Origin of the sequence: Dyadobacter sp. OTU695 (genome assembly GCF_038440355.1) — a bacterium.
GTDB lineage: Bacteria > Bacteroidota > Bacteroidia > Cytophagales > Spirosomataceae > Dyadobacter.
The window spans coordinates 401,348-422,768 of record NZ_JASATN010000002.1; the positions used below are offsets into that span (position 1 = coordinate 401,348).

Genomic DNA, 21,421 nt, shown 5'->3' on the forward strand with positions numbered 1-21,421 from the left:
AAAAAAATGGCAAAGAGTGTACACCTGCTCGCGTGGTTAGTAGTGGCTTCGTGCGCGTTGTGCGAGGCGCAAAATGCGGCGAACCTGCCGAAGGATAAGGCCGTGTCCGACACCACACGCACGGTAACTTCGCACGGGCCCGAGCGTATCACGCGTAACATCATACAGGACCGAAAGGGCAATATCTGGATCGCTGCATTCGACGGGATTTTCCGGTACGATGGGAGGTCGTTTACAAACATTACGAGCAAAGTGAGTTCGGCCCGGTTCTTTTCGGTTTTGGAAGATAGGGAGGGCAAGTTCTGGTTCGGGACGATCGGGGCCGGTGTCTATTATTATGACCCTGAGCAAGCAGACGGACAGAAATTCCGGCATTTTACGACGGCTGAGGGGCTGATCGATGATAGGGTGCCGCATATCTCGAAAGACAAATCCGGTCGTGTCTGGTTTGGGACGCTCACGGGAGCGAGTCGCTACGAACCCGGACGGGCAGTCGGGAAGCAGTTTCAAAATTACCGCATGAATGGATCGTGGCCGTTCACGCTTGAAAGCGGTGACCTTCCGCCGGATAATCACGACGACGTTAATTCCATTGTCGAGGACAAAAACGGGAAGTTCTGGTTTGGGACAAGGGGCGATGCGCGCATTTATGATGGAAAAACATTTATGGTCATCAGGCATGACGGGCAGACGTTTACAAACGTCCGTACGATTATCGAAGATAGTAAGGGTAATATCTGGCTAGCCGGGCAGGATGGGCTTTGGCGTTACGACGGCCCTGTCGGATAAGAAGCCGGTTGCGACCCACATAAAATCGGAATATGAGGTCAATGAACGAATGACTTTTGGAATTCTGGAAGCCAACGATGGTAGCATCTGGTTCGGCTCTCTGGGCGGCGTATATCGTTACGACGGCCAAACGGTTAGGGATTTTAAGGATAAGGCGGGGAAGCAATAGGGCGTTGAGCCGCCGGTTTGCATTGTTCCGGCGGATAAGCAAAAGCCAGGTCATCGCGCAGATAGCCTGGCTTTTGCTGAAATAAAGCGTTTACTCAACGCGCGGCCTACTTATACCCGTCATTCTGTTTCAAACTAGGGTTCCGGTCGATCTCGCTCTGCGGGAGCGGAAACAGCACCTGATGATCAAACGCCGTTTTCCCGCGCCCTTTGGCCAGTTCGATGAATTTGCCATGACGGATCAGATCCTGCCGGCGGAGTTCCTCGGTGAAGAATTCCCAACCTCTTTCTTTGAGAATATGCGCCCGCAATGCGTCCTTGGTCGCAAATACGGAAACGGATAGCGCCGGCAGGCCGGCTTTGGCACGCACCTGGTTGACGAGGTCTGCGGCGGCTGCGGAGGGACCTTCGAGCTCGTTCAATGCCTCTGCTTTGCTCAGCAGGATGTCAGCGTAACGGACCACGGGGAAGTCGTTGCCGAGGTCGGCGCCGGTGGCGGGAAGGTCCTCATCGAATTTGAAACTGCGTTTATCGTCCTGGCCAAGGACGATGTGCTTGCCGTTGAGGTCGTCGTATTCGGTCAGGAATGCTTCGCGGCGCTGGTCTTTCGGGTCGAAGGAATCGTAGAAGGCCGAGAGGGTTTTGAGCTGCGTGGCGTAGTTGGCTTTGGTAGCACCTTTGTATTTGTAATTGGGCGGTGCGGCGTGCGGCAGATAATTGGTGCCGAGCCCTGGCTGGGCCACATGCGGCCTTACGTAAATGAATTCACTGTTTTTCTCATTGGCTAGCTTGAACAGGTCGGTGCGGTTGGGTGAGTTGAAGAGGCCGTACACGTTCAGGTCGATCACTTTCTGAGCGGTTTCGTTCGTTTTCTGCCAGTCTTTGTTGTTCAGGTAAAATTTGGTCAAAAAAGCGAGGGCAGCGCCTTTGGTAGCGCGGCCGTATTGCTTGGCGATGACAGGCAGGATGTCGGCTACGGCGGTGAGTTCTTCGGTCACAAACTTCACGAATTCTTCCTTGCTGGCGCGTGCGGGACGGTCTTCACTGCTGCTGATACTGTTGGTAATGAGCGGGGTAGGGCCGAAAAGGTCATACAGCGAAATGTAGCCGCTCGCGCGCAGGAAGCGGGCTTCGGCGACGATCTGCTTTTTGCGCTCCGGGTCAAAATCGATGTTGGGCACGTTGTCTATCACGAGGTTAGCGCGGTAAATAGCGCTGTAATAGCGTGTCCAGGCCACGTCGAAAAACTCGTGGGAGGCATTCCAGGTGAAATCTTCGAGCGGCTGCGCGAGCCCGCGGAGCCCGCCTTCGCGGATGATGAGCAAGTCGGTTGTGACCTCGGCCATCACCAGGATGTTCCGGAAGCCGTCGGTTCCCTGTTTCTGTTCAAGGGCGTAGGCAGCATTGAGCAATGCCTCGGCATCGTCAGCGGTTTTGAAGAAATTATTAGGGCCAAAAGAAGAATACACTTTCTCTTCAAGCGGCTGATCGCAGGCCGCGGCACCGAGTATTAACAGTATATAAAGAAGTTTTTTCATTGATTTTCAGAAAATTAGAAATTGATACTCACGCCCGCGGTGTAGGTGCGCGAAAGCGGGAACGCATTGTAGTCGGCGCGGACGTTGGAAGTCCCGAATGCGCTCACCTCGGGGTCATAACCGGTGTATTTGGTAATTGTAAAAAGGTTCTGGCCGGTTAGGTACACCTGCAAACCTTTGATGTGCCGCCATTTGGCCGACGGAAAGTTGTACGTCAGCTGCACCGATTTCAACCGCAGGTACGAAGCATTCTCCACGGCCCGGCTGTTCACATTGCTCGTATAGGAAACGGCCACTGACACGCCCGACGAGTTCGCATTGGTCGGGTTGGTGGGCGTCCAGCGGTCGGTGTAGCTTTCGGCGAGGCGGTTGCGGCGAAACGAGATCGGGTTTTCGGATTCGGTCCGGTTGAGGTTGAAGAGCTTGTTGCCCTGCACGCCCTGGAAGAAGAACGACAGGTTGAACGCCCCGTAGGTGAAATCGTTGTTCAGGCCGTAGGTGAAATCAGGGAACGGCGAGCCGAGGATGGTCCGGTCGGCGGAGTTGATGGTGCCGTCCTTGTTCACGTCGCGGTATTTGTACTCGCCCGGGCGCGCAAGCGGCTGTGCGGATTTCGCAATATCCTCGCCTTGCTGGAACACGCCATCCACTACATATCCATAGTAGGCATTCAATGGGTCGCCTTTGCGGATAATGGTGAAATCGTTGGTAAAACCGGCCGAGCCGCCCAGAATGTAAGGCAATGTGCCCAGGTCGGTCACCTGGTTTTTCACTACCGAGAAGTTCAGGCTCGACCGCCAGGTAAATGGCGCGGTCACGTTGATAGATGTCAATCCGAAGTCGAAACCGGTGTTTTTCAGGCCGCCCACGTTTTTAAATGTCGTGGTAAAACCGCTGGTGCGCGGGATCGGGAGTTGCAAAAGCAGGTCTTTGGTTTGTTTATGGAAATAGTCGATGCTACCCGATAACCGGTTGGCAAACAGGCTGAAATCCAAACCGATATCCAGCTGGGTGGTGGTTTCCCATTTCAAATCGGGATTCGGGAGCTGGGTAGTCGAAATGCCCACATAAGGTGCGCCGTCGAAAATGGCCTGCCCCTGCGGGCCGAGCAGCACGAGCGATTTGTAGCTGCCGATGTCCTGGTTACCGGTCACGCCGTAGCTCGCGCGGAGTTTCAGGTCGGTGATAGTGTTGATGTTTTTCAGGAAATGCTCGTCTTTGATGCGCCAGCCGAGGGCTACCGATGGGAAAATGCCGTACTTTTTGTTATCCCCGAACCGCGACGAGCCGTCGGCGCGGATGGAGGCGGTCAGCAGGTATTTGTCGAGCAGATTGTAGTTCACCCGGCCCAGGTAGGAGAGCAGCTGGTTTTTGGTTCGGCCCGACCCGAGCGAAAACGTACTCTGCGCGCCCGCCGCGAGGTTGTCAGTGCCTAATGCGTCGAGTGGGAAGTTCTGCGCGCCGGCCGACAGCGAGCTCACCATAAACTCCTGATAGGTATAACCACCGAGAATTTCGAGCTGATTATCCTTGTTGAGCGTCTTGCTGTACCGTGCCGTAAATTCCACCAGGTTGTTGGAAGCATTGCTGGTGAGTACGCTCGCGATGCCTTTGGTACCTTCGGCGCGTTTGGTGAGGCGGGAGGTGAAAATATCACGGCGTGAATCCTGGCGGTCGGTACCGAAATTGATCTTCGCCGAAAGCTCGGGCCGGAAGTAGTACTCGGCAAAAACGCTGGCAAATGTGCGGTTGGTGGTCGCGAAGTCGCTCACTTCTTTGGCCAGGCCCACGGGATTTTCAAGGTTCACGATCTGCGTCTGCGTCCAGGTGCCGTTCGGGTTTTTGATGGTCAGGGTAGGGTCCTGGAAAATGGCGGTGTTGATAACCCCGGCTCCCTCGTTCACGCTCACGCCATTGGGCACGAAATCATCCTTTATCTGGCTGGAATTAAGGTTTAACCCAAATTTAAACTTGTCGCCGGTGTAGTTCAGGTTCACCCGGCCGGCATACTTTTTAATGCCCGAACTGATCACGACACCCTTCTGGTCGAGGTAGTTGAGGGAGGCATAGTAAGTAAATTTGTCTTGCCCGCCCGAGAACGAGAGCTGATGGTTTTGTAAATACCCCTTTTTGAAAATTTCATCCTGCCAATAAGTACCCTGGCCGACGGTGGCAATCTGCTCGGCGGTGAATTCCGGCGCCTGTTTCTGATCGGCGCGCAGGTCGTTGAGTAGCGCCATGTACTGCTGTGCATTCAGCATCGGCACACGTTTGGTCACTTCCGACACCGCGCCGGATAGTGCGTAGTTCACATTCAGCTTACCTTTCGCGCCTTTTTTAGTAGTAATCAAAATAACCCCATTCGCTCCGCGCGAGCCGTAAATCGCTGTTGCCGAGGCATCTTTCAGGATCTCCACCGATTCGATATCGCTGGGGTTCAAGGCATTCAGCGGATTGCGTGGCGCCTGCTCGTTGACGAGCGTGGAGCCGGGTACCACCGACGCATTGTTGACCGGCAGCCCGTCGATCACGTACAGCGGCTCATTGTTGGCATTAATGGAGTTGGCCCCGCGGATGCGGATCGTCACGCCGCCGCCCGGCTCCGAGCTCGATTGCGTCACCTGCACGCCTGCCGAGCGGCCGGCAATGAGTTGGTCCACGGACGTTTGCACCCCTTTGTTGAAATCCCTGCTATCAAGCGAGTTCACGGAGCCGGTCAGATCGCGCTTTTTCTGGGTACCGTAACCTACGACTACGAGCTCGTTCAGCTGCCGGGTGTCGTCGTTCAGCTGCACGTTGATCTGTGAACGGCCCTTCACTTCGAGCTCCTGCGTAATATAGCCGATGGCCGAAAATACGAGTACGGCGTTGCTCTCGGCGGTGATTTCGAATTTGCCGTCGGCATTGGTAGTGGTGCCGGTCGTGGTGTTTTTAACCAGCACATTAATGCCCGGCAAGGCCGACTGGTCGGTAGCCGACGTTACTTTTCCCTGAATGGAAACGGACTGGGCGTGGCTCTGCAAAGCCGTTATGCCGCCTAGTAGGGCCCAAATCAAGCGGAGGTGATTTGAACGGAGAAATGGAATCATGGGTGATGCTTTTAGTAGCTATACTTATTTGATGGGCAAAGTAAAGTTATTTTAAATTTTTAAACTACTAAATTGGTAGATTAAATAGTTTAATTAATTTTGTGCACCAGCCACCATCAAATTCCGCTTCCTGCGACCAAACAGGCAGGGTGCGATTTCACTTACTTAACTAAGCATTGTCATGAAAAGGCAACTTTATTACACCTTGGAGCTGGTGGCGATTTTCCTCCTAGCCGCATTTACATTCGGCGACGGCCCTTACGAAAACGAGATACGGCAATGGCACGAAAAGCGCATCGAGAGCCTGAAAGCGGAATCGGGCTGGCTGAACCTGGCAGGGTTGTACTGGCTCAAAGAGGGGACCAACACGTTTGGCAGCGCGGAGGAGAACGACATTCTTTTCCCGGCCGAAAAAAGCCGTCCTTTCCTGGGTGAAATTGTTTTGGAAAAAGACAAAATCACTCTCAAAGCGAAACCTGACGCGCAGATCTTTCATGGCGATCAGCCGGTGACCGAGCTCGACATTTCGCCTGCGGGCAAGCCGGTGACATTGAAACACGGGCCGCTTAGCTGGTTTGTGATCAAGCGGGGCGAGAAGTATGCGATCCGTCTGCGCGACCTGGAAAGCGAATTCCTGAAGGGCTTCACGGGCATCGAGCGCTACCCGGTGCAGGAAAAATGGCGCGTAAAAGCGCAATTTGTGCCTACCAAAGGCCGCACGGTGAGCATTACGGATATTACCGGCCGCACCGACGACCAGGTTTCGCCGGGTAAACTGGTATTTAATGTCGATGGCAAGGAATACAGCCTGGATGCGGTGGGCAAGCCGGAAAACCTGTTCCTGATCTTCGCCGACCAGACCAACAAGCACGATACCTACGGCTCGGGCCGCTTCCTGTACTCGTCCGTCGAGGCCGACGGCACGGCCTGGCTCGACTTCAACAAAGCCATTAACCCGCCTTGCGCATTCTCCCCTTATGCGACCTGTCCGCTGCCGCCGAAGCAAAACAAGCTGGCGCTGGCCGTGGTGGCAGGCGAAAAGCGCTACGGCGACCACTGATTTCTCCACCGCGCATTGACGCGGTCTCCCGACTGATTTTTCAAGGCATGACTTTCCGGCACCCCGCAAACCGCGGGTCTGCCTGGCTATGCCTTTTTCACTCCGTTTTTACACAAACCTACACTTTGATATGACAAAACCTTACTTCACCCATTGGCGTAAAGATGGCCATGGGAATGCCGCCCGCATCGCGCTGGCTGCATTGCTCATCGGCGCGGCGACCCCTCAGCAAATTTATGCCGCGCGCCCTATTGCCTCCGCTTTCGCCAGGGCCGACAAGCCGGTATCCGGCGTGATCCGCGACAAAGAATCCGGACAGGGGCTGCCGGGCGTGTCGGTGATCGTGAAAGGGTCGTCCAACGGCACCATTACCGACCAGGACGGCAAGTACCAGCTCAACGCGCCGGAGAATGCCACGTTGGTGATTTCATTTATCGGCTACGCCACCGTAGAGCGGGAAATTGGTGGGCAAACGGGCATTTCCATTGATTTGACGGCCGACACCCGGCAGCTGAGCGAGGTGGTGGTAGTGGGTTACGGCACACAGACGAAGGCGGAATTTACCGGATCGGCCGTCCGGTTGAAAGGGGAGTCTATCAAAGAGCAGCCCGTTCAGAGCTTCGATCAGGCCCTGCAGGGACGCGCGGCAGGTGTGAGCATTGCGCAGCCGAATGGGGTGCTTAACAATCCGCCGGTGATCCGTATACGCGGGGTGAATTCCATATCTTTAAGCTCTTATCCACTGGTGGTGGTGGATGGTATCCCAATTAATACGGGCAACGTATCAACGAGTACCGCGGTGCCGAACAACCCGCTGGGCGACATTAACCCGGCCGATATCGAGTCGATCGACGTGCTCAAAGATGCGGCGTCGACCTCCATTTACGGCTCGCGTGCGGCGGCGGGCGTGCTTTTGATTACTACCAAAAGGGGCAAAACGGGCAAGCCGAGGATCAACCTCGAATCCTGGGCCGGCGTATCGACTGTCACTCGCCTGCCGGAGCTGCTGAATGCCCAGCAGTATATAGCGATCAAAAACGAGGCCGTGCTGAATGCCAAGGTCCTCGGCGGCAACGAGAACAATGACAAAGTACCTTCCGCATTATTTTTTCCAAACCTGAATCCCGACGGTACGCCCATCGACACACGCTGGTATGACTATATTTACCGCACCGGCGTGTCGCACAACCATAACCTGAGCGTTTCGGGCGGCACGCAGACGACCAAATATTATTTTTCAGCCAATTACAGCAAGCAGAATGGCTTTCTGCGCGCCAATGAATTCGACCGGAAGTCGGCCCGCTTCAATATCGACCAGGAAGTGAACCGCTGGCTCAAACTGAACGGAAGCGTTTCTTATAATACCACCAACAATGCCTCGCCCTACGCCGGCTCGCTGCCGGGTTCCAACTTTTTCCTCGTTGGCCTTGCGCGCCTGGCCACCGCATTGCCGCCGAACGTGCCTGCGTATAACCCTGATGGTTCATACAATATCAGTACCACCAGCCCGAACACCATCGGGATGGGCAACAACCAGGTGGTGAGCAACTGGGGTAACCCGGTGGCGCAGCTGGACAAGAACCATTACACCTCTGCCAATGACCGCATTATCGGAAGTTTCGCGGCCACCGCGCGGCTGTTGAAAAACCTCGAATTCCGCACCAGTTACGCCATCGATCGCCTGCGAACCGAGACCAAAACCTTCGATAGTGCATTGCAGGGGAATGGTTATTCCACCAAGGGCAATGCGGTGAATGTATCGGCGTTGCGCGATAACTGGAACTGGACCAACACATTGATCTTCACGCCGACGTTCGGAAAACATTCGCTGTCGGTATTGGCGGGGTATGATGTGCAGAAATTCAACAACTCGGCCTGGGGCGCCTCCCGCTCGCAGGGCGCCGATCCGTTTTTCGAAAATTACCAGGGCAACTGGGGCTCGATCACCTCGTCGGGCAACGAGCTGGACGAGCGTGCTTACCTGTCGTATTTCTCGCGGATAAGTTATGATCTGGCCAAGAAGTATTTTGTGACGGTCAATTTCCGCCGGGATGGCAACTCCGCATTGGGTCTGGATAAAAAGTATGGCAATTTCGGCGGCGTTTCGGCGGGCTGGGCATTGTCTGAGGAGGCGTTTTACAAAAATTCCAGTGTAGCCTCGGTGCTGAACTCCGTGAAGCTGCGGGCCAGCTGGGGCAGGGTAGGGAACGGTAACATCAGCAATGCATTCGGCTCGCTGGAATTATACAACGGCGGCTTGTACGGCAGCGCACCCACGTGGGCGATCTCGCAGGCGGGCAACCCCGACCTCGGTTGGGAGACGAGCCGCCAGACCAACTTCGGCGCCGACCTGGGCCTGTTCGACGACCGTTTCCAGGTGGACCTCACCTATTTCGACAATAATGTGGACGGCCTGATCCTTAGCGCCCCGCAGGCCATTTCGAAAGGTATTCCAAGCAATTCGATCCTTCGCAACGTGGGCTCGATGTACAACCGCGGGATAGAGCTGGGCATTTCGGGGACGATCGTGCATTCGGGAGAGTTTTCGTGGAATGCATCGGTGAATTTTACAAAATTACGGAACAAGGTAACCGCATTATCGGACGGCAATACCGACATTATCGGCACCACGCACGTGGCCTATGAAACCACCAACGTCACGCGGGTAGGGCATTCTGTCGGCAGCTTGTACGGCGCCAAAACAGCCGGCGTGAACCCGGAGAACGGCCGCCGCATTTTCATCAATGCCAAAGGCGAAAAGGTGCAGTACAGCCAGGTGGTAGGTCCGGGCGAGAGCAACTGGACCTATCTCGACGGCAGTAAAGCATCTGCGATCACCGGCGCGGATTATTACCTCATCGGCGACGCGCTGCCGAAATGGTACGGCGGGTTTTCCAATAATTTCAAATACGGCGCATTCGACGCCTCCATTAACCTGACCTACTCGGGCGGGAACTACGTCATGAACGGTACCCGCGCCACGCTGCTCGACCAGCGCGCCTACAACAACTCGACCGAGATCCTGCAACGCTGGCAGAAACCGGGCGATATTACCGACATCCCGCGCCTGGTGTACAACGACCAGCTTTCGAGCGGCTCCTCGTTCCCCGTTTCGACGAATGCCGAGAAGGCCGACTTCCTGCGTTTGCAAAACCTCTCGCTCGGTTACCGCGTGCCGGTATCGGTTTTCGGCAATTCGGGCATCGGGCCGGTGCGTATTTACGCGCAGGGATCGAACCTGTTCCTGATCACGAGCTACAACGGCACCGACCCGGAATCTTCGGTAAACGGCAATTCCAACACTACGCCCGGCATCGAAAAGAATTCGGTAGGGCAGGCGCGGACGTTTACGCTGGGGGTTAATCTGAGTTTTTAATTAAAAAGCATTCTACCAATGAAAATATTCAACCAAATAGGCCGCAACACGCTCGGCTGGGGCTTTTCCGTGGCATTTGCATTGCTGCTGCCATCCTGCGATTCCGATAAACTGCTGAACCCGGTGCCCAAAACTTCCATTACCGGCGCCAACGCATTCGATACGCCCGAGCGCATTCTGGGACTTGTTAACGGCGTTTACAAGTCGGCAAAGGGCGGCAACTTTTACGGGGGTAACTATTACACCTATTCCGAAGTGCGGGGCGAGGAGTTTATCAACCGCACGAGTAACACGTTCACCGCTTTCGAAGCGTGGAACCACACGCTTAATGCGAGCTCCAACTTTATCGCGGGCTTCTGGGCCGCGGGGTACGAGACGATCAATAATGCCAACATCCTCATCAAAGGCGTCGGCGAGCATCCCGGCGTGGTGAGCGAGGCGCTGGGTAAGCAATATATAGCCGAAGCGAAGTTCGTGCGGGCATTGAGCTACTTCGCGCTCGTGACCGCCTACGCACGACCCTACAACGAGGACAATGGCGCGTCCAAAGGCCTGCCGCTACGCCTGCAAGCCGAGACGACAACTGCCAACAACGACCTCAAACGCAGCACCGTGGCCGAAGTTTACGCGCAGATTATCAAGGACCTGGACCAAGCCGAGGCCGACCTGCCATTGACATATAGTACTGCCTTGCTGAACACTACACGCGCCCACCGCAACACCGCTATCGCATTGAAAACGAGGGTGTATTTAAACAGCGGGAACTATGCCAAAGTGATCGAGGAAGCGAAAAAGATCGTTCCGGCCGCGCCGCCATTCTCTACGGCTACCGGCGTGAAGCACAAGCTGGAAAGCATTGTCGAGATTTTTTCCACCAATTACACCAGCAGCGAGTCCATTCTGTCGGTACCGATGACCGAGCTCGACAATGTGACCGGCCAGACGTCCTTTCCCTACGTGATCAATGCCAATTCGGAATACAGTCTCAACCCGACCGGCATCTGGGGCGATACCGAATGGCGTGCTTCGGACCTGCGGCGCACATTTGCACGCACGGCCTCGGGGGTACAGTTCCTAACCAAATATGCCAAGCCGTCGCCCTTTCTGGACTACCTGCCCATTATCCGCTACTCGGAAGTGCTGCTCAATTACGCCGAAGCGGCAGCCCGCACAGGTGACCTGGTCACGGCAACGGCCCTGCTCAAAGCCGTCCGCACCCGCTCAGATGCCAGCTACGAATTCCCCGCAGCAGCTACCGGCACAGAGCAGGCGTTGGTCGCCACGATCCTCAAAGAACGCCGTATCGAGCTGTTGGGTGAAGGTTTTCGGTCAAACGACATCGTGCGCAACCTGTTGCCATTCCCGGCTAAGTCTGGTAATGGGCTGGTCGCGCCGGAGGTGATCCCATCGCAGGCGAACTACGTTTTTCCGCTGCCGAACACGGAGATTGTGACCAATAAGTTGTTGCTGGATTAGCATTTCGTGAAGCAAAATACGGCCGGAAGTTCGGGAAACCTGTGGTACAGTCCCGGAATTTCCGGCCTGGCTGCTTTGCACATGCACTAGCGCACTTTTGCAAGGTTTATATTTGTATATTAATTCTATAAAAATAGTAGACTGAAATCGTCATGAGAAAGCTAACCTTTCTGTTCATGCTGCTCTTTGCGTCGGCACTCGTTGCACAGGCCCAACATAAAGCACCTAAAAACATCGTCAAAGCCGACGACCAGGCATTAGCCAAAATCAAAGCCGGCAAAGCTTACCTGGTGGACGTGCGCACGCCTGAGGAATTCGACGGCGGGCATTTGCAATATGCCAAAAACATCAATTTCAACGGCACGGATTTCAAAGCACAGATCGCTAAGCTCGATAAACACAAACCGGTTTACCTCTATTGCCGCTCGGGTAACCGCAGCGGAAAGGCGGCCGACACATTGCAGGCACTCGGTTTTCATTCCTATTACAACATCGGTGGCTTCGAACAGCTGAAAGCCGAAGGCTTCCCGGCAAAACAGTTACAAACCAGTACGGCAAGGAAATGAAGAAGCAAACCCCCGTCGAAAACTTCGTGATATTCGTGGCATTGCTGCTGCTTTATATCCAGACTTCGGCGCAGCATTACGTCCGCGCCGATCGTTTCGACGGGGCTTCGCTGTATGCGGATGTGGTGCATTATGTCAAATTGGGCATTCACCGCACCGGCACGGAGGGTGACAACAAGACTTCGGAATGGATCAAGGGGATTCTCGATAAAAACGGTTTCAAAACCGAATATGTCACATTTCCCGTGAAGCAATTTTTCCCGGAAAAAACGCAGCTGACAGTCGGAAGCCAAACGCTGGAAGTATTCCCGGTATGGCCGGTTGCCAATCCGAACGTACAACTTACCGGCACGCTCACAGATGCTAAAAACGGTACAGAGAGTGTGAAGGACAAGATTGCCTGAATCAGCCAGGCAGCAAAAGAGCGCTCATTCAGCTTCCTCGACCGGGACAATGCGGACGTCATTAAAAAGTTTATCGAAAGTGGCGCCAAAGCCGCTATTCTCATCGCCGACAATGTGGCTGGTGAAATCGCAGCCATCAATACCTCGCCGGGCGATAGCTGGGGCCGTGCCGGTAGTCCAGCTGGCACCCAAAGATCTACACTGCCTCAAAGACGGTTCGAAAGCATCGCTCACCATCCGCGGTCAGCTTGGGGAAGTAACGGCCCGCAATATACAGGGTACAATTGGCAGCGGCGACAAAGCCATCATCATTTCTACGCCCATCAGCGGCTGGTTTACCTGCGGCGGCGAGCGGAGGCCGGGCATTGCCACTTTCAATGCACTGGCTAAATGGGTGGTGGAGCAAAAATTGCCCTATAAATTCATTTTCACCGGCAATTCCGGCCATGAGCTTGCCCAGCATCAGGGCACACACATTTTCTTGCATGAAAAGACGCCTAACCCCGAAGACGTGCGCCTGTGGTTCCACCTCGGCGCGAGCTTCGCCATGTACAGCTATGCCGAAACTGCCAACGGCGTCGAGAAACGCCCGGAAGCGGACCCCAATCGTATTGTATACTATTCCGGCGATTTTGCACAACCAATTGGCGAGGCGTTTAAGAACATTAAAATCAACAAAGCGCCGGGCAAGGCCTACGGCGAGCTCGTGGTAGCGCAGCAAAAAGGCTATTCGCGGTTCATCGGCCTTGTAGGCACGGCCTCATTCGCATTGTTCCACACGCCGCTTGACGATGCCTCAACCACTTCGCCAAAGTTGTTGGAAGAAATGGCGAATGCAGTGAAGGAGGCGATAGAACTGGAATTGGCGCGGGATAGGCAGCCTTAAAGAAATTACCAGCCCTTCACGGCCCCGCCCTGGAATACCTTCGCCGCAGCCTCTTCCACTTCTTTGGATTGGTACGCCTTTACATACTTCTTGACCTTTTCCTCATCCTTGTTGTCCTCGCGAGCAACAATGAGATTCACATAAGGTGAGTCTTTGTCTTCGATCAGCAGGCCGTCGCGGGTGGAGATAAGCCCGGCCTTACCTGCAAAATTGTTGTTGATAATCGCGAGTGTAACGTTGGCGTCGTCCAGGGTGCGGGGAAGCTGGGGCGCTTCAAGTTCGAGGATTTTCAGGTTTTTGGAATTTTCGACAATGTCGATCACCTTGGGGAGCAACCCAACACCTTCTTTTAATTTGATCAGCCCATATTTTTGAAGCAGCAGCAGTGAGCGCCCGCCGTTGGTTGGGTCGTTGGGGATTACCACGGTATCGCCGGGTTTAAGGGCGTCCAGGTTTTTGATTTTTTTGGAATACCCGGCAATGGGGTAAACGAAGGTGTTGCCCACAATGGCGAGTTTGTAGCCGCGCTGTTTGACCTGCTCGTCGAGGTAGGGCTTGTGCTGGAATGCATTCACATCCACATCGCCGTGGCTGAGGGCCTCGTTGGGCACCACGTAATCATTGAATGTGATGAGCTCCACGTCCAGGCCGTACTTTTCCTTTGCTACTTTCTGAGCGGCTTGTGCCACTTCATATTCCGGGCCAACGGCAATACCGACTTTAATGTGATTCGGGTCGCGATCTTGCGCCGCTTTTTGGTTGCAGCCTGTTAGTAATGCCGTTCCCAATGTCAATAACAGGAGTAAGTTTTTGTCGAAGTTCATATAAGTTAATGTATTTAGATGCAGCATAATAGGTGTAATTTGTTGATGTTGATTTAACTACTACGGTAGGGTAGAATTGCATTTTGAAAAACTGCTTGAACACATCTTTATTATCTGTGGTCAACTCGCTTGGAAAGGCGGTCGCCGAAAAATTGAATGACGAACACCAGCCCGATCAGTAGCACCAGTACGATGTTCATAATCACCGCGTCGTAGCCGATGTAACCATATTGGTAACCGATCTGCCCGAGCCCCCCCGCGCCCACGGCTCCGCCCATGGCCGAGTAGCCCACAAGCGTGATGAGGGTAATGGTGGCGACATTTACGAGCGAAGGCAATGCTTCAGGCAGCAAAACTTTATACACGATCTGAAACGGCGTGGCACCCATGGCCCGCGCGGCCTCGATCAGCCCGGCCGGTACTTCGATGAGGCTGTTCTCGACCATCCGCGCGATAAATGGCGCGGCCCCTACGCTCAATGGTACCAGTGCGGCGCTCACGCCGATGGAAGTTCCCACGACGGCCCTGGTAAACGGGATCATCCACACGATGAGGATGATAAATGGAATTGCCCTGAAAATGTTGATCACGACGGAAATGACGCTGTTGAGCGTACGGTTTTCCAAAACCTGCCCCTGACGCGTCAGAAACAGCACAATGCCGGTGGGTAAGCCCAGGATGAAGCCGAAAATGCCAGCGGTAATGGTCATAAAAATAGTTTCGCCCAGGCCTGAAAGCAGTAGCGACACGACGGGGTCAGACATATCCTAACAATTCAACTTTAATGTGGTGGTAAATAAAGAAATCGATCGCCTTCTGGTAATTCTCAGCCCGGCCCGAGAGCGCGGCAAGGATCACGCCGAAATGCTTGTCGCCGATATGGTCCATCTGCGCGCTGATGATCTTGGTATCGATCTCAAACAACCTTGCGGCTTGCGAAAGCAATGGCTGGTCGGCCGTTTCCCCGTTCAGCCGCAAACGAAGAAGCGGCGACATCCCACCTTCATTAACGGCAGTCACCCGGTGCCGGTAATGCTCGGGAATCTCAACGTGCAAGGAGGCATTGATAAACGAGCGCGCGAGCTCGGTTTTGGGGTTCGAAAAAATGGCATTCACCGATCCTTTTTCCACGAGCTTGCCCTGGCTGATCACCGCTACGTCGTGGCAAATCGATTTGACGACATTCATTTCGTGGGTAATAAGCAGGATCGTAATTTTCAAACGGCGGTTGATGTCTTTCAACAGGGCAAGAATAGAGGCCGTCGTGCCGGGATCGAGAGCGCTGGTGGCTTCGTCGCACAGGAGCACCTTCGGGTTGTTGGCAAGGGTTCGGGCAATGGCCACGCGCTGCTTTTGTCCGCCCGAAAGCGTCGAGGGATAATCCGTAGCCTTATCTTCGAGGCCCACGAGCCGCAGCAGCTCGGATACCCGTTCCCGGATCTCGTGTTTCGGCTTGCGGCCGAGTTCGAGCGGGAATGCGACATTCTCGAAGACGGTGCGCGAAGCAAGCAGGTTGAAATGCTGAAATATCATCCCGATCTGTCGCCGCTCGCCGGCCAGTTCGTGATCGGAGAGGGTGGTTAGGCTTTTGCCGTCGATCAGTACCTCGCCGCTGGTGGGTTTTTCGAGCAGGTTCACGCAGCGGATTAGCGTGCTTTTCCCTGCGCCCGACTGTCCGATCACCCCGAAAATCTTGCCTTTCTCTACTTTCAGCGATACGCCGGCCAGGGCGGTCACTTCCCGGTCTTTCTGTTTAAAAATCTTGGTTACACTTCTTAGCTCGATCATGCGACCATCCCTTATCCCGATAGTTTGTTTTGAAATCCAATATTAGAAAATAATCTATAAAGTCTATCGGGTAAAAGAGAAATTTTAAAAATCCTTTGGTTACTAAAAAGCATTTGACTTATTTTGGCGACTGGGTAGCATTACGCTGTATTGCGTATAGTTATTACCGGTAGCGCTTTGAAATAAATTAGCACGCGACTTTTGGAGCGGTTGCTTGCGTGATAAACCAAATAGACCTTTATTTGTCTATTAGTCTTGTAGAGTATTCTTCTTATTAACCACCAATAAGAGTTTTCGATCAGCCGTACGCCTGTTGCAGGCCAGTAGCCTCGTTGCGGGCAATGCGGGAAAATTGTGTTTAATCGTAAACAAACGGTGTTTATAAAACTTTCCGGAAGTGCGTGACTTAGGGGATTTATCGGACCAGCAACTCCTGGCGGCGTTTCAGCAGGGCTCGGTGGCGGCGTTTGAAGCGATTCACCGGCGCTATTTCGGGCGGCTGTATGCGCATGCATTTAAAATGCTGGGCAATGCGGACGACGCGCAAGATATTGTTCAAGAGGTATTTATAGCGCTCTGGACCAAAAGTGACGCCATTCAGGTGCATACCGGCCTGGCTGGCTATCTCTACACCGCCGTCCGCAACCGCGTGCTCAACCTGATCGAGCGTGACAAAACCTACCGGGCCCATCTTGACGCGCTGGCCGCGTTTCTTGACGAGAATCCGTCGCCGCCTGCCCATGCGGCCGACGAGGAGTTGCTGTACGCCCTCTTCGAAGCCGAAATTGAGCAGTTGCCACGTAAAATGAAGGAGATTTTTGAATTGCGTCGGCAAGGCGAATTTTCGTACGCCGAGATCGCGGACCAGCTTTCGCTTTCGGACCATACTGTTAAAAAGCAAATCAGTAATGCTATTAAGATATTGAAAGACAGGCTCATGCAGTGGAAGTCGCAACTAGTCGTGTTATTTTTTTGAAAAATTTCTACTACTAAATGCAAAATCGCCTGTCATAGTACCGAATTGCAATTCATAACAATATCACAATGGACCAGCAGCAGGTAAGGGATTTGTTGGCGAAGTACCGCTTCGGCCGATGTACCGAGGCCGAAAAGGCGCTCATCGCACAATGGTATGCGGATACGGCCAGGCAGCAGCCCGGCTTACCGGCAGACCTCGACCTGGAAACGGCGCGGGAAAAGTCATGGACGAACATCCTGGCGGCTGTCCGGCAACCACACACATTGGAAACCCAGCCGGCAGTGCCGCCGGAAGTTGCATCCGGGAGCCGGATGGAAGCCCGCATACGACCTGCGCGCGCATTCTACGCGGCAGCGGCAGTGGCGGCAGTGTTTTGCGCAGGGCATTTCTGGCTGAGCGGAAATTTTGCTCCGAGCGGTAGAAATGCAACGCAGAGGATGCTCATGGCCAGTACATTACCCGGGGAAGTGAAAACTTACCGGTTGCCCGATAGCTCGCTGGTAACGCTGAACGGCGGCACTTCGATCAGTTATCCTGCCGCATTTGATGACAACGCGCGGGAGATCACGCTGACCGACGGCGAGGCTTATTTCGATGTGAAACATGATATGGCGCATCCCTTTATCGTCGATGCCGGCCGGACGCGGACGCAGGTGCTTGGGACCGTATTCGCCGTGCGCGCCTACCGCAGTCTCAATGATGTGCGGGTGACCGTAGCAAGCGGAAAAGTAGGCGTACGTAATGGAGAGGGCTATCCCGAAGCGCAGACGGCCTTCCTGCTTCCCGACGAACAACTGGTGGTCGACAACCGGAGCGGACGGGCGCAGAAAGAGCATGTGAATGCGCGGTCGCTGGCCGGATGGATTCACGGCGCGCTGGATTTCAACAATGAAGACCTGAAAACGATCGCATTATTGCTGGAAAAAAAATTCAATGTGGCAGTGCGGGTAGATGACAACACGCTTGCTGCACAGCGGCTTACGGCACGTTTCCGGGCGGAGGAAACTTTGGACGACATTCTCGGGACGCTGGCCATGGCGGGCAATTTCCATTACCGCCGCGCAACAGACCAGGTCTTAATCTCAATGAACGAGCATTAAAAAACGAACAGATTATGACGGAACTTATCCGATTGAACGGACGCTTCGAACGGCGCCATTTGAACCGGTTCTGGATGATCATCGTCCTCGTTGCTTCGCTTTTCCGGCCGGTTTTGGCCGACAGCGAGAAGACGATCCGGGACGTGAAAATCTCCATCAGGGCTGAAAAACAGTCTTTGAAAGCTATTTTAAAACAAATCGAAGGAAAAAGCGGGTTTGTTTTTATTTATCAAGATAGACTAGTAAATCCATATACTAACCTAACTTTTGAAGCCCGCAATGAACCCGTGGAGCAGGTGCTGAATAAGCTCCTTCGCCAGCGCAACCTGGACTACGAGCAGCAGAAAGAAAAAGTGATCATCCGCGAAGCTGCCAAACAGACAGGCGGGGCGTCGGATTCGGGCGAGGCGGACGTTCAGGCCATTAACGGCGTCGTGAAAGATGAAAAAGGCGAGGGACTCCCTGGCGTGACTATCCGCGTCAAGGGGAGCAACAAAGGTACACTCACCGAGGCCAACGGCGCATTCACCATTTCCGCAGGGGGGAGTGACGTGCTGATTTTCAGCTATATCGGTTATGTGACCTTGGAGCGGCCCCTTGGCGGTTCCACCAGTATCGACATCGCGCTGAAACCCGACGAAAGCCAGTTGAGCGAAGTGGTCGTAACGGGTTATACCCAAACCAAACGCAGCGCCCAAACCGGCGCCGTAACCACGGTCGATTCCAAGGATTTTTCACAGGTTTCTTACAACAGTGTGATCGAAAAATTGCAGGGTACCGTGCCCGGTTTGCAGATTTCGAGCAATTCGGGCGTGCCGGGGACTTCGGTACTGGTGCGGTTGCGCGGCGCTACTTCCATTAAGGCCGGTAACGATCCGCTGTATGTAGTGGACGGTGTTTTTATCAATAATGAAAACTTGCAGGGCCTTTCGCGCGGCATGGGCGGGCAGACGCCCAACCCGCTTTCGGATCTGAACCCGGACGATATCGAGTCGGTGTCGGTACTGAAAGACGCGAATGCAACCGCATTGTATGGAGCGCGCGGGGCCAATGGGGTGATCCTGATTACGACCAAACGCGGCGCGAGAAATTCGCGCACGAAGGTGAGTGTCAATGTCGAGCAGGGTTTTGCCAAGGCCACCAACCTCTGGCAGCTGGTAACCGGCCCCGAGCATGCCGAGCTGGTGAACCTGGTGCATCTCAACGACGGCAAAAGCTACGCCACACGCCCGTTCCGGCCAGTGTCGGAGGCAGTCGCGGGCTTTCCGGCATTCGGCAGCCCCGAAGAGCAGGGTACTTACGACCGCGTGAGCGACATTTTCCGCACGGCATCTTTGAGTAAATACACGCTGTCCGTTTCGGGCGGAGATTCGCGCACCAATTTTTACCTCGGTGGCGAGTACCAGAACCAGCAGTCGACGCTGAAAACCCAGGATTTCAAGCGATACTCCTTCCGCTTCAATATCGACCATTCGATTTTGCCTAACCTTAAAATAGGGACGAGCAATACGCTGTCCAGCGTGCCGCGCAGGCTCGTTCGGGTGGGGGACGGCCCGGCGGGGCTGTTCCAGGCGGCGTTACACACGCCTACTTTTTACCCGTTCTACAATGAGGACGGCAGCTACGCCAAACCGACGGTTTTCGACAGCCACCTGGCCATTCTGGAAAATTCCGACACGCATTCGGTGAGTTTGCGGAGCATTAATAATGTGTACGCGATCTGGAATATCCTTCCTAATCTTTCTTTCAAATCGTCGTGGAGCAACGATTATAATAACTACCACGAAAAGGCCTATTACAACACCAACCTCGTGTACGGGCAGCCCGCAGGCGAGGCTAATGATGTGACGACGATCAAGCAATCGCTCATTGCCGAGCAGCTTCTAAGCTACAATTTATCCTCCGCCAAAGGTGAATTTTCCGTTTTCGTAGGGAACACCATTCAAAAAACGACAACCGAACGCGCTACGCTCACCGGTACCGGCTTTCCGAGCAACCAGTTCAAGCGCATTGCCTCAGCGGCGGTGCAAACGGCTTCATCCACAGGTTCTTCCTATGGTTTGCTGTCGTATTTCGCGGGTTTTAATTACAGTTATGACAACCGGTACAGCATTGACGGCAACATCCGCGCCGATGCGTCTTCGCGGTTCGGCGCCGACCACCGCTGGGGCTATTTTCCCTCGGTAGGTTTGGGCTGGAATATCTCCAGAGAGGCGTTTTTCCCTGAAAACAATACCCTTACCGACCTCCGCTTCAAGGCCAGCCTCGGCTTGACGGGCAATCAGGATATCGACGATTTCGCCTCACGCGGTCTTTGGGCGGGTGGTACCAATTACGGCGACCAGCCCGGCATTGCGCCCAGCCAGCTCGCTAACCCGGATTTGAAATGGGAGACGACGCGCCAGTACAACTTCGGCCTTTCGGGGGCATTACTGAAACAACGCCTGAATTTCGAATTCAATTATTATGACAAATTCACCTATGACCTGCTGCTCGACCAGCCCGTAGCACCTAATACCGGTTTCTCGTCCGTCGTGCGCAATGTGGGCGAGATCAGCAACCGGGGCGTGGAGCTTCTACTGAACTCTGTAAATGTGCGCACCAAAGATTTGGAATGGAAAACCGTGCTCACCGTTTCGCGGAATGTGAACCGCGTGCAGAAACTGCTGACGCCGATTACCGCGAGCTACGATATGTTCCGCGTAGTGGAGGGCCAGCCGTTGTATTCGGTGTATGCCTATAAAGAGGTCGGACTGAATACCGAGAATGGCAATGCGATTTACGAGGACGTGAACAAGGACGGCAGGATCACTGTCGACGACCAGCGCATTGTGGGAAATGTGTGGCCGAAATTCGAGGGGGCGTTCCGTAACACATTGTCTTTCAAAGGTCTTGACTTAAACCTGAATTTTTATTACAAATACGGCAGCTCGGTCTACAACTACACCGCCTATTTCCTCGAAACGGCTGGTACCCGCGGCGTAACCCGCTCTATTCAAAAAAGTTCGCTCAACTACTGGCAGAAACCGGGCGACACCGGCGTGCTGCCGAGGCCGACCAACCTGACCAATCCCGATGGCAGCCTGAACTACTTCCGCGCCGGCAACAGCCGCTACCTGGAAGACGCTTCCTACCTGCGCCTGCGCGACGTGACGATCAGCTACAACCTGCCCAAGGGCGTGGCTAGGGCCATCCGCGCGTCGGGCGTGAGGCTGTATGTGACGGCTACCAACCTATGGACGCTGACCAACTATTCCGGGCCCGATCCGGAGGTGAATGTGGCTGCCGACAGCCGGAACGGACTCGTGCAGGGGCTGGATTTTGGTACGCCGCCGCAGCCGAAATCGGTGGTACTGGGTGTGAATCTGAGTTTTTAAT

At 54.3% G+C, this 21,421-nt stretch carries 15 protein-coding genes; 10 read left to right on the forward strand and 5 right to left on the reverse strand.

What is annotated here, in order from left to right; all coding sequences use genetic code 11:
* The first annotated feature begins 6 nt into the window (after positions 1-6).
* Positions 7-789: a ligand-binding sensor domain-containing protein gene (locus AAHB90_RS07490; protein WP_342084312.1), complete on the forward strand. Its 783-nt coding sequence runs from the start codon at positions 7-9 to the stop codon at positions 787-789.
* Positions 790-1,064: 275 nt separating this feature from the next.
* Here AAHB90_RS07490 and AAHB90_RS07495 read toward each other — a convergent pair whose 3' ends face one another.
* Complete coding sequence (locus tag AAHB90_RS07495) at positions 1,065-2,495, reverse strand: RagB/SusD family nutrient uptake outer membrane protein (RefSeq protein WP_342084313.1); 1,431 nt, start codon at positions 2,493-2,495, stop codon at positions 1,065-1,067.
* A gap of 14 nt (positions 2,496-2,509) precedes the next feature.
* Complete coding sequence (locus AAHB90_RS07500) at positions 2,510-5,551, reverse strand: SusC/RagA family TonB-linked outer membrane protein (protein WP_342084314.1); 3,042 nt, start codon at positions 5,549-5,551, stop codon at positions 2,510-2,512.
* 214 nt (positions 5,552-5,765) lie between these two features.
* Between AAHB90_RS07500 and AAHB90_RS07505 the strand changes: the two genes are divergently transcribed.
* From AAHB90_RS07505 to AAHB90_RS07530, 6 genes are all read left to right on the forward strand, one after another.
* Positions 5,766-6,644 carry a DUF1684 domain-containing protein gene (locus AAHB90_RS07505; RefSeq protein ID WP_342084315.1) on the forward strand — a complete coding sequence of 293 codons (879 nt, stop codon included), beginning with the start codon at positions 5,766-5,768 and terminating at the stop codon, positions 6,642-6,644.
* Between the two features lie 130 nt (positions 6,645-6,774).
* A complete protein-coding gene (locus AAHB90_RS07510) occupies positions 6,775-10,020 on the forward strand; it encodes a SusC/RagA family TonB-linked outer membrane protein (protein WP_342084316.1) in 3,246 nt (1,081 codons plus the stop codon).
* Between the two features lie 18 nt (positions 10,021-10,038).
* Positions 10,039-11,496, forward strand: a complete 1,458-nt coding sequence (locus tag AAHB90_RS07515; RefSeq protein WP_342084317.1) for a RagB/SusD family nutrient uptake outer membrane protein — start codon at positions 10,039-10,041, stop codon at positions 11,494-11,496.
* 152 nt (positions 11,497-11,648) lie between these two features.
* On the forward strand, positions 11,649-12,062 hold the full coding sequence (locus AAHB90_RS07520) for a rhodanese-like domain-containing protein (protein WP_342084318.1): 414 nt from the start codon (positions 11,649-11,651) through the stop codon (positions 12,060-12,062).
* Complete coding sequence (locus AAHB90_RS07525) at positions 12,059-12,466, forward strand: hypothetical protein (RefSeq protein WP_342084319.1); 408 nt, start codon at positions 12,059-12,061, stop codon at positions 12,464-12,466. Before AAHB90_RS07520 ends, AAHB90_RS07525 begins: the two co-directional genes overlap by 4 nt.
* A 49-nt stretch (positions 12,467-12,515) precedes the next feature.
* Entirely contained in the window at positions 12,516-13,352 is an 837-nt protein-coding gene (locus tag AAHB90_RS07530; protein WP_342084320.1) for a hypothetical protein, read from the forward strand.
* A gap of 5 nt (positions 13,353-13,357) precedes the next feature.
* Here the strand turns inward: AAHB90_RS07530 and metQ are convergent, their stop codons facing one another.
* The 3 genes from metQ to metN form a co-directional block, all read right to left on the reverse strand.
* The gene (gene metQ, locus AAHB90_RS07535) at positions 13,358-14,176 is read right to left on the reverse strand and encodes a methionine ABC transporter substrate-binding lipoprotein MetQ (protein ID WP_342084321.1); all 819 of its coding nucleotides are present in this window, start codon (positions 14,174-14,176) and stop codon (positions 13,358-13,360) included.
* A 110-nt stretch (positions 14,177-14,286) separates the two neighbouring features.
* Positions 14,287-14,940, reverse strand: coding sequence for a methionine ABC transporter permease MetI (gene metI, locus AAHB90_RS07540; RefSeq protein ID WP_342084322.1), 654 nt, complete (start codon positions 14,938-14,940; stop codon positions 14,287-14,289).
* Positions 14,933-15,964 carry a methionine ABC transporter ATP-binding protein MetN gene (gene metN / locus AAHB90_RS07545; protein ID WP_342084323.1) on the reverse strand — a complete coding sequence of 344 codons (1,032 nt, stop codon included), beginning with the start codon at positions 15,962-15,964 and terminating at the stop codon, positions 14,933-14,935. The genes metI and metN overlap by 8 nt, the downstream gene beginning before the upstream one ends.
* A 397-nt stretch (positions 15,965-16,361) precedes the next feature.
* Here metN and AAHB90_RS07550 point away from each other — a divergent pair, with 397 nt between their 5' ends.
* The 3 genes from AAHB90_RS07550 to AAHB90_RS07560 all read left to right on the forward strand — a co-directional run bounded on the left by AAHB90_RS07550 (position 16,362) and on the right by AAHB90_RS07560 (position 21,420).
* Positions 16,362-16,940, forward strand: a complete 579-nt coding sequence (locus AAHB90_RS07550) for an RNA polymerase sigma factor (RefSeq protein ID WP_342084324.1) — start codon at positions 16,362-16,364, stop codon at positions 16,938-16,940.
* A gap of 68 nt (positions 16,941-17,008) precedes the next feature.
* Positions 17,009-18,043: a FecR family protein gene (locus AAHB90_RS07555; protein ID WP_342084325.1), complete on the forward strand. Its 1,035-nt coding sequence runs from the start codon at positions 17,009-17,011 to the stop codon at positions 18,041-18,043.
* Positions 18,044-18,057: 14 nt separating this feature from the next.
* Entirely contained in the window at positions 18,058-21,420 is a 3,363-nt protein-coding gene (locus AAHB90_RS07560; protein ID WP_342084326.1) for a TonB-dependent receptor, read from the forward strand.
* Position 21,421 lies beyond the last annotated feature (1 nt).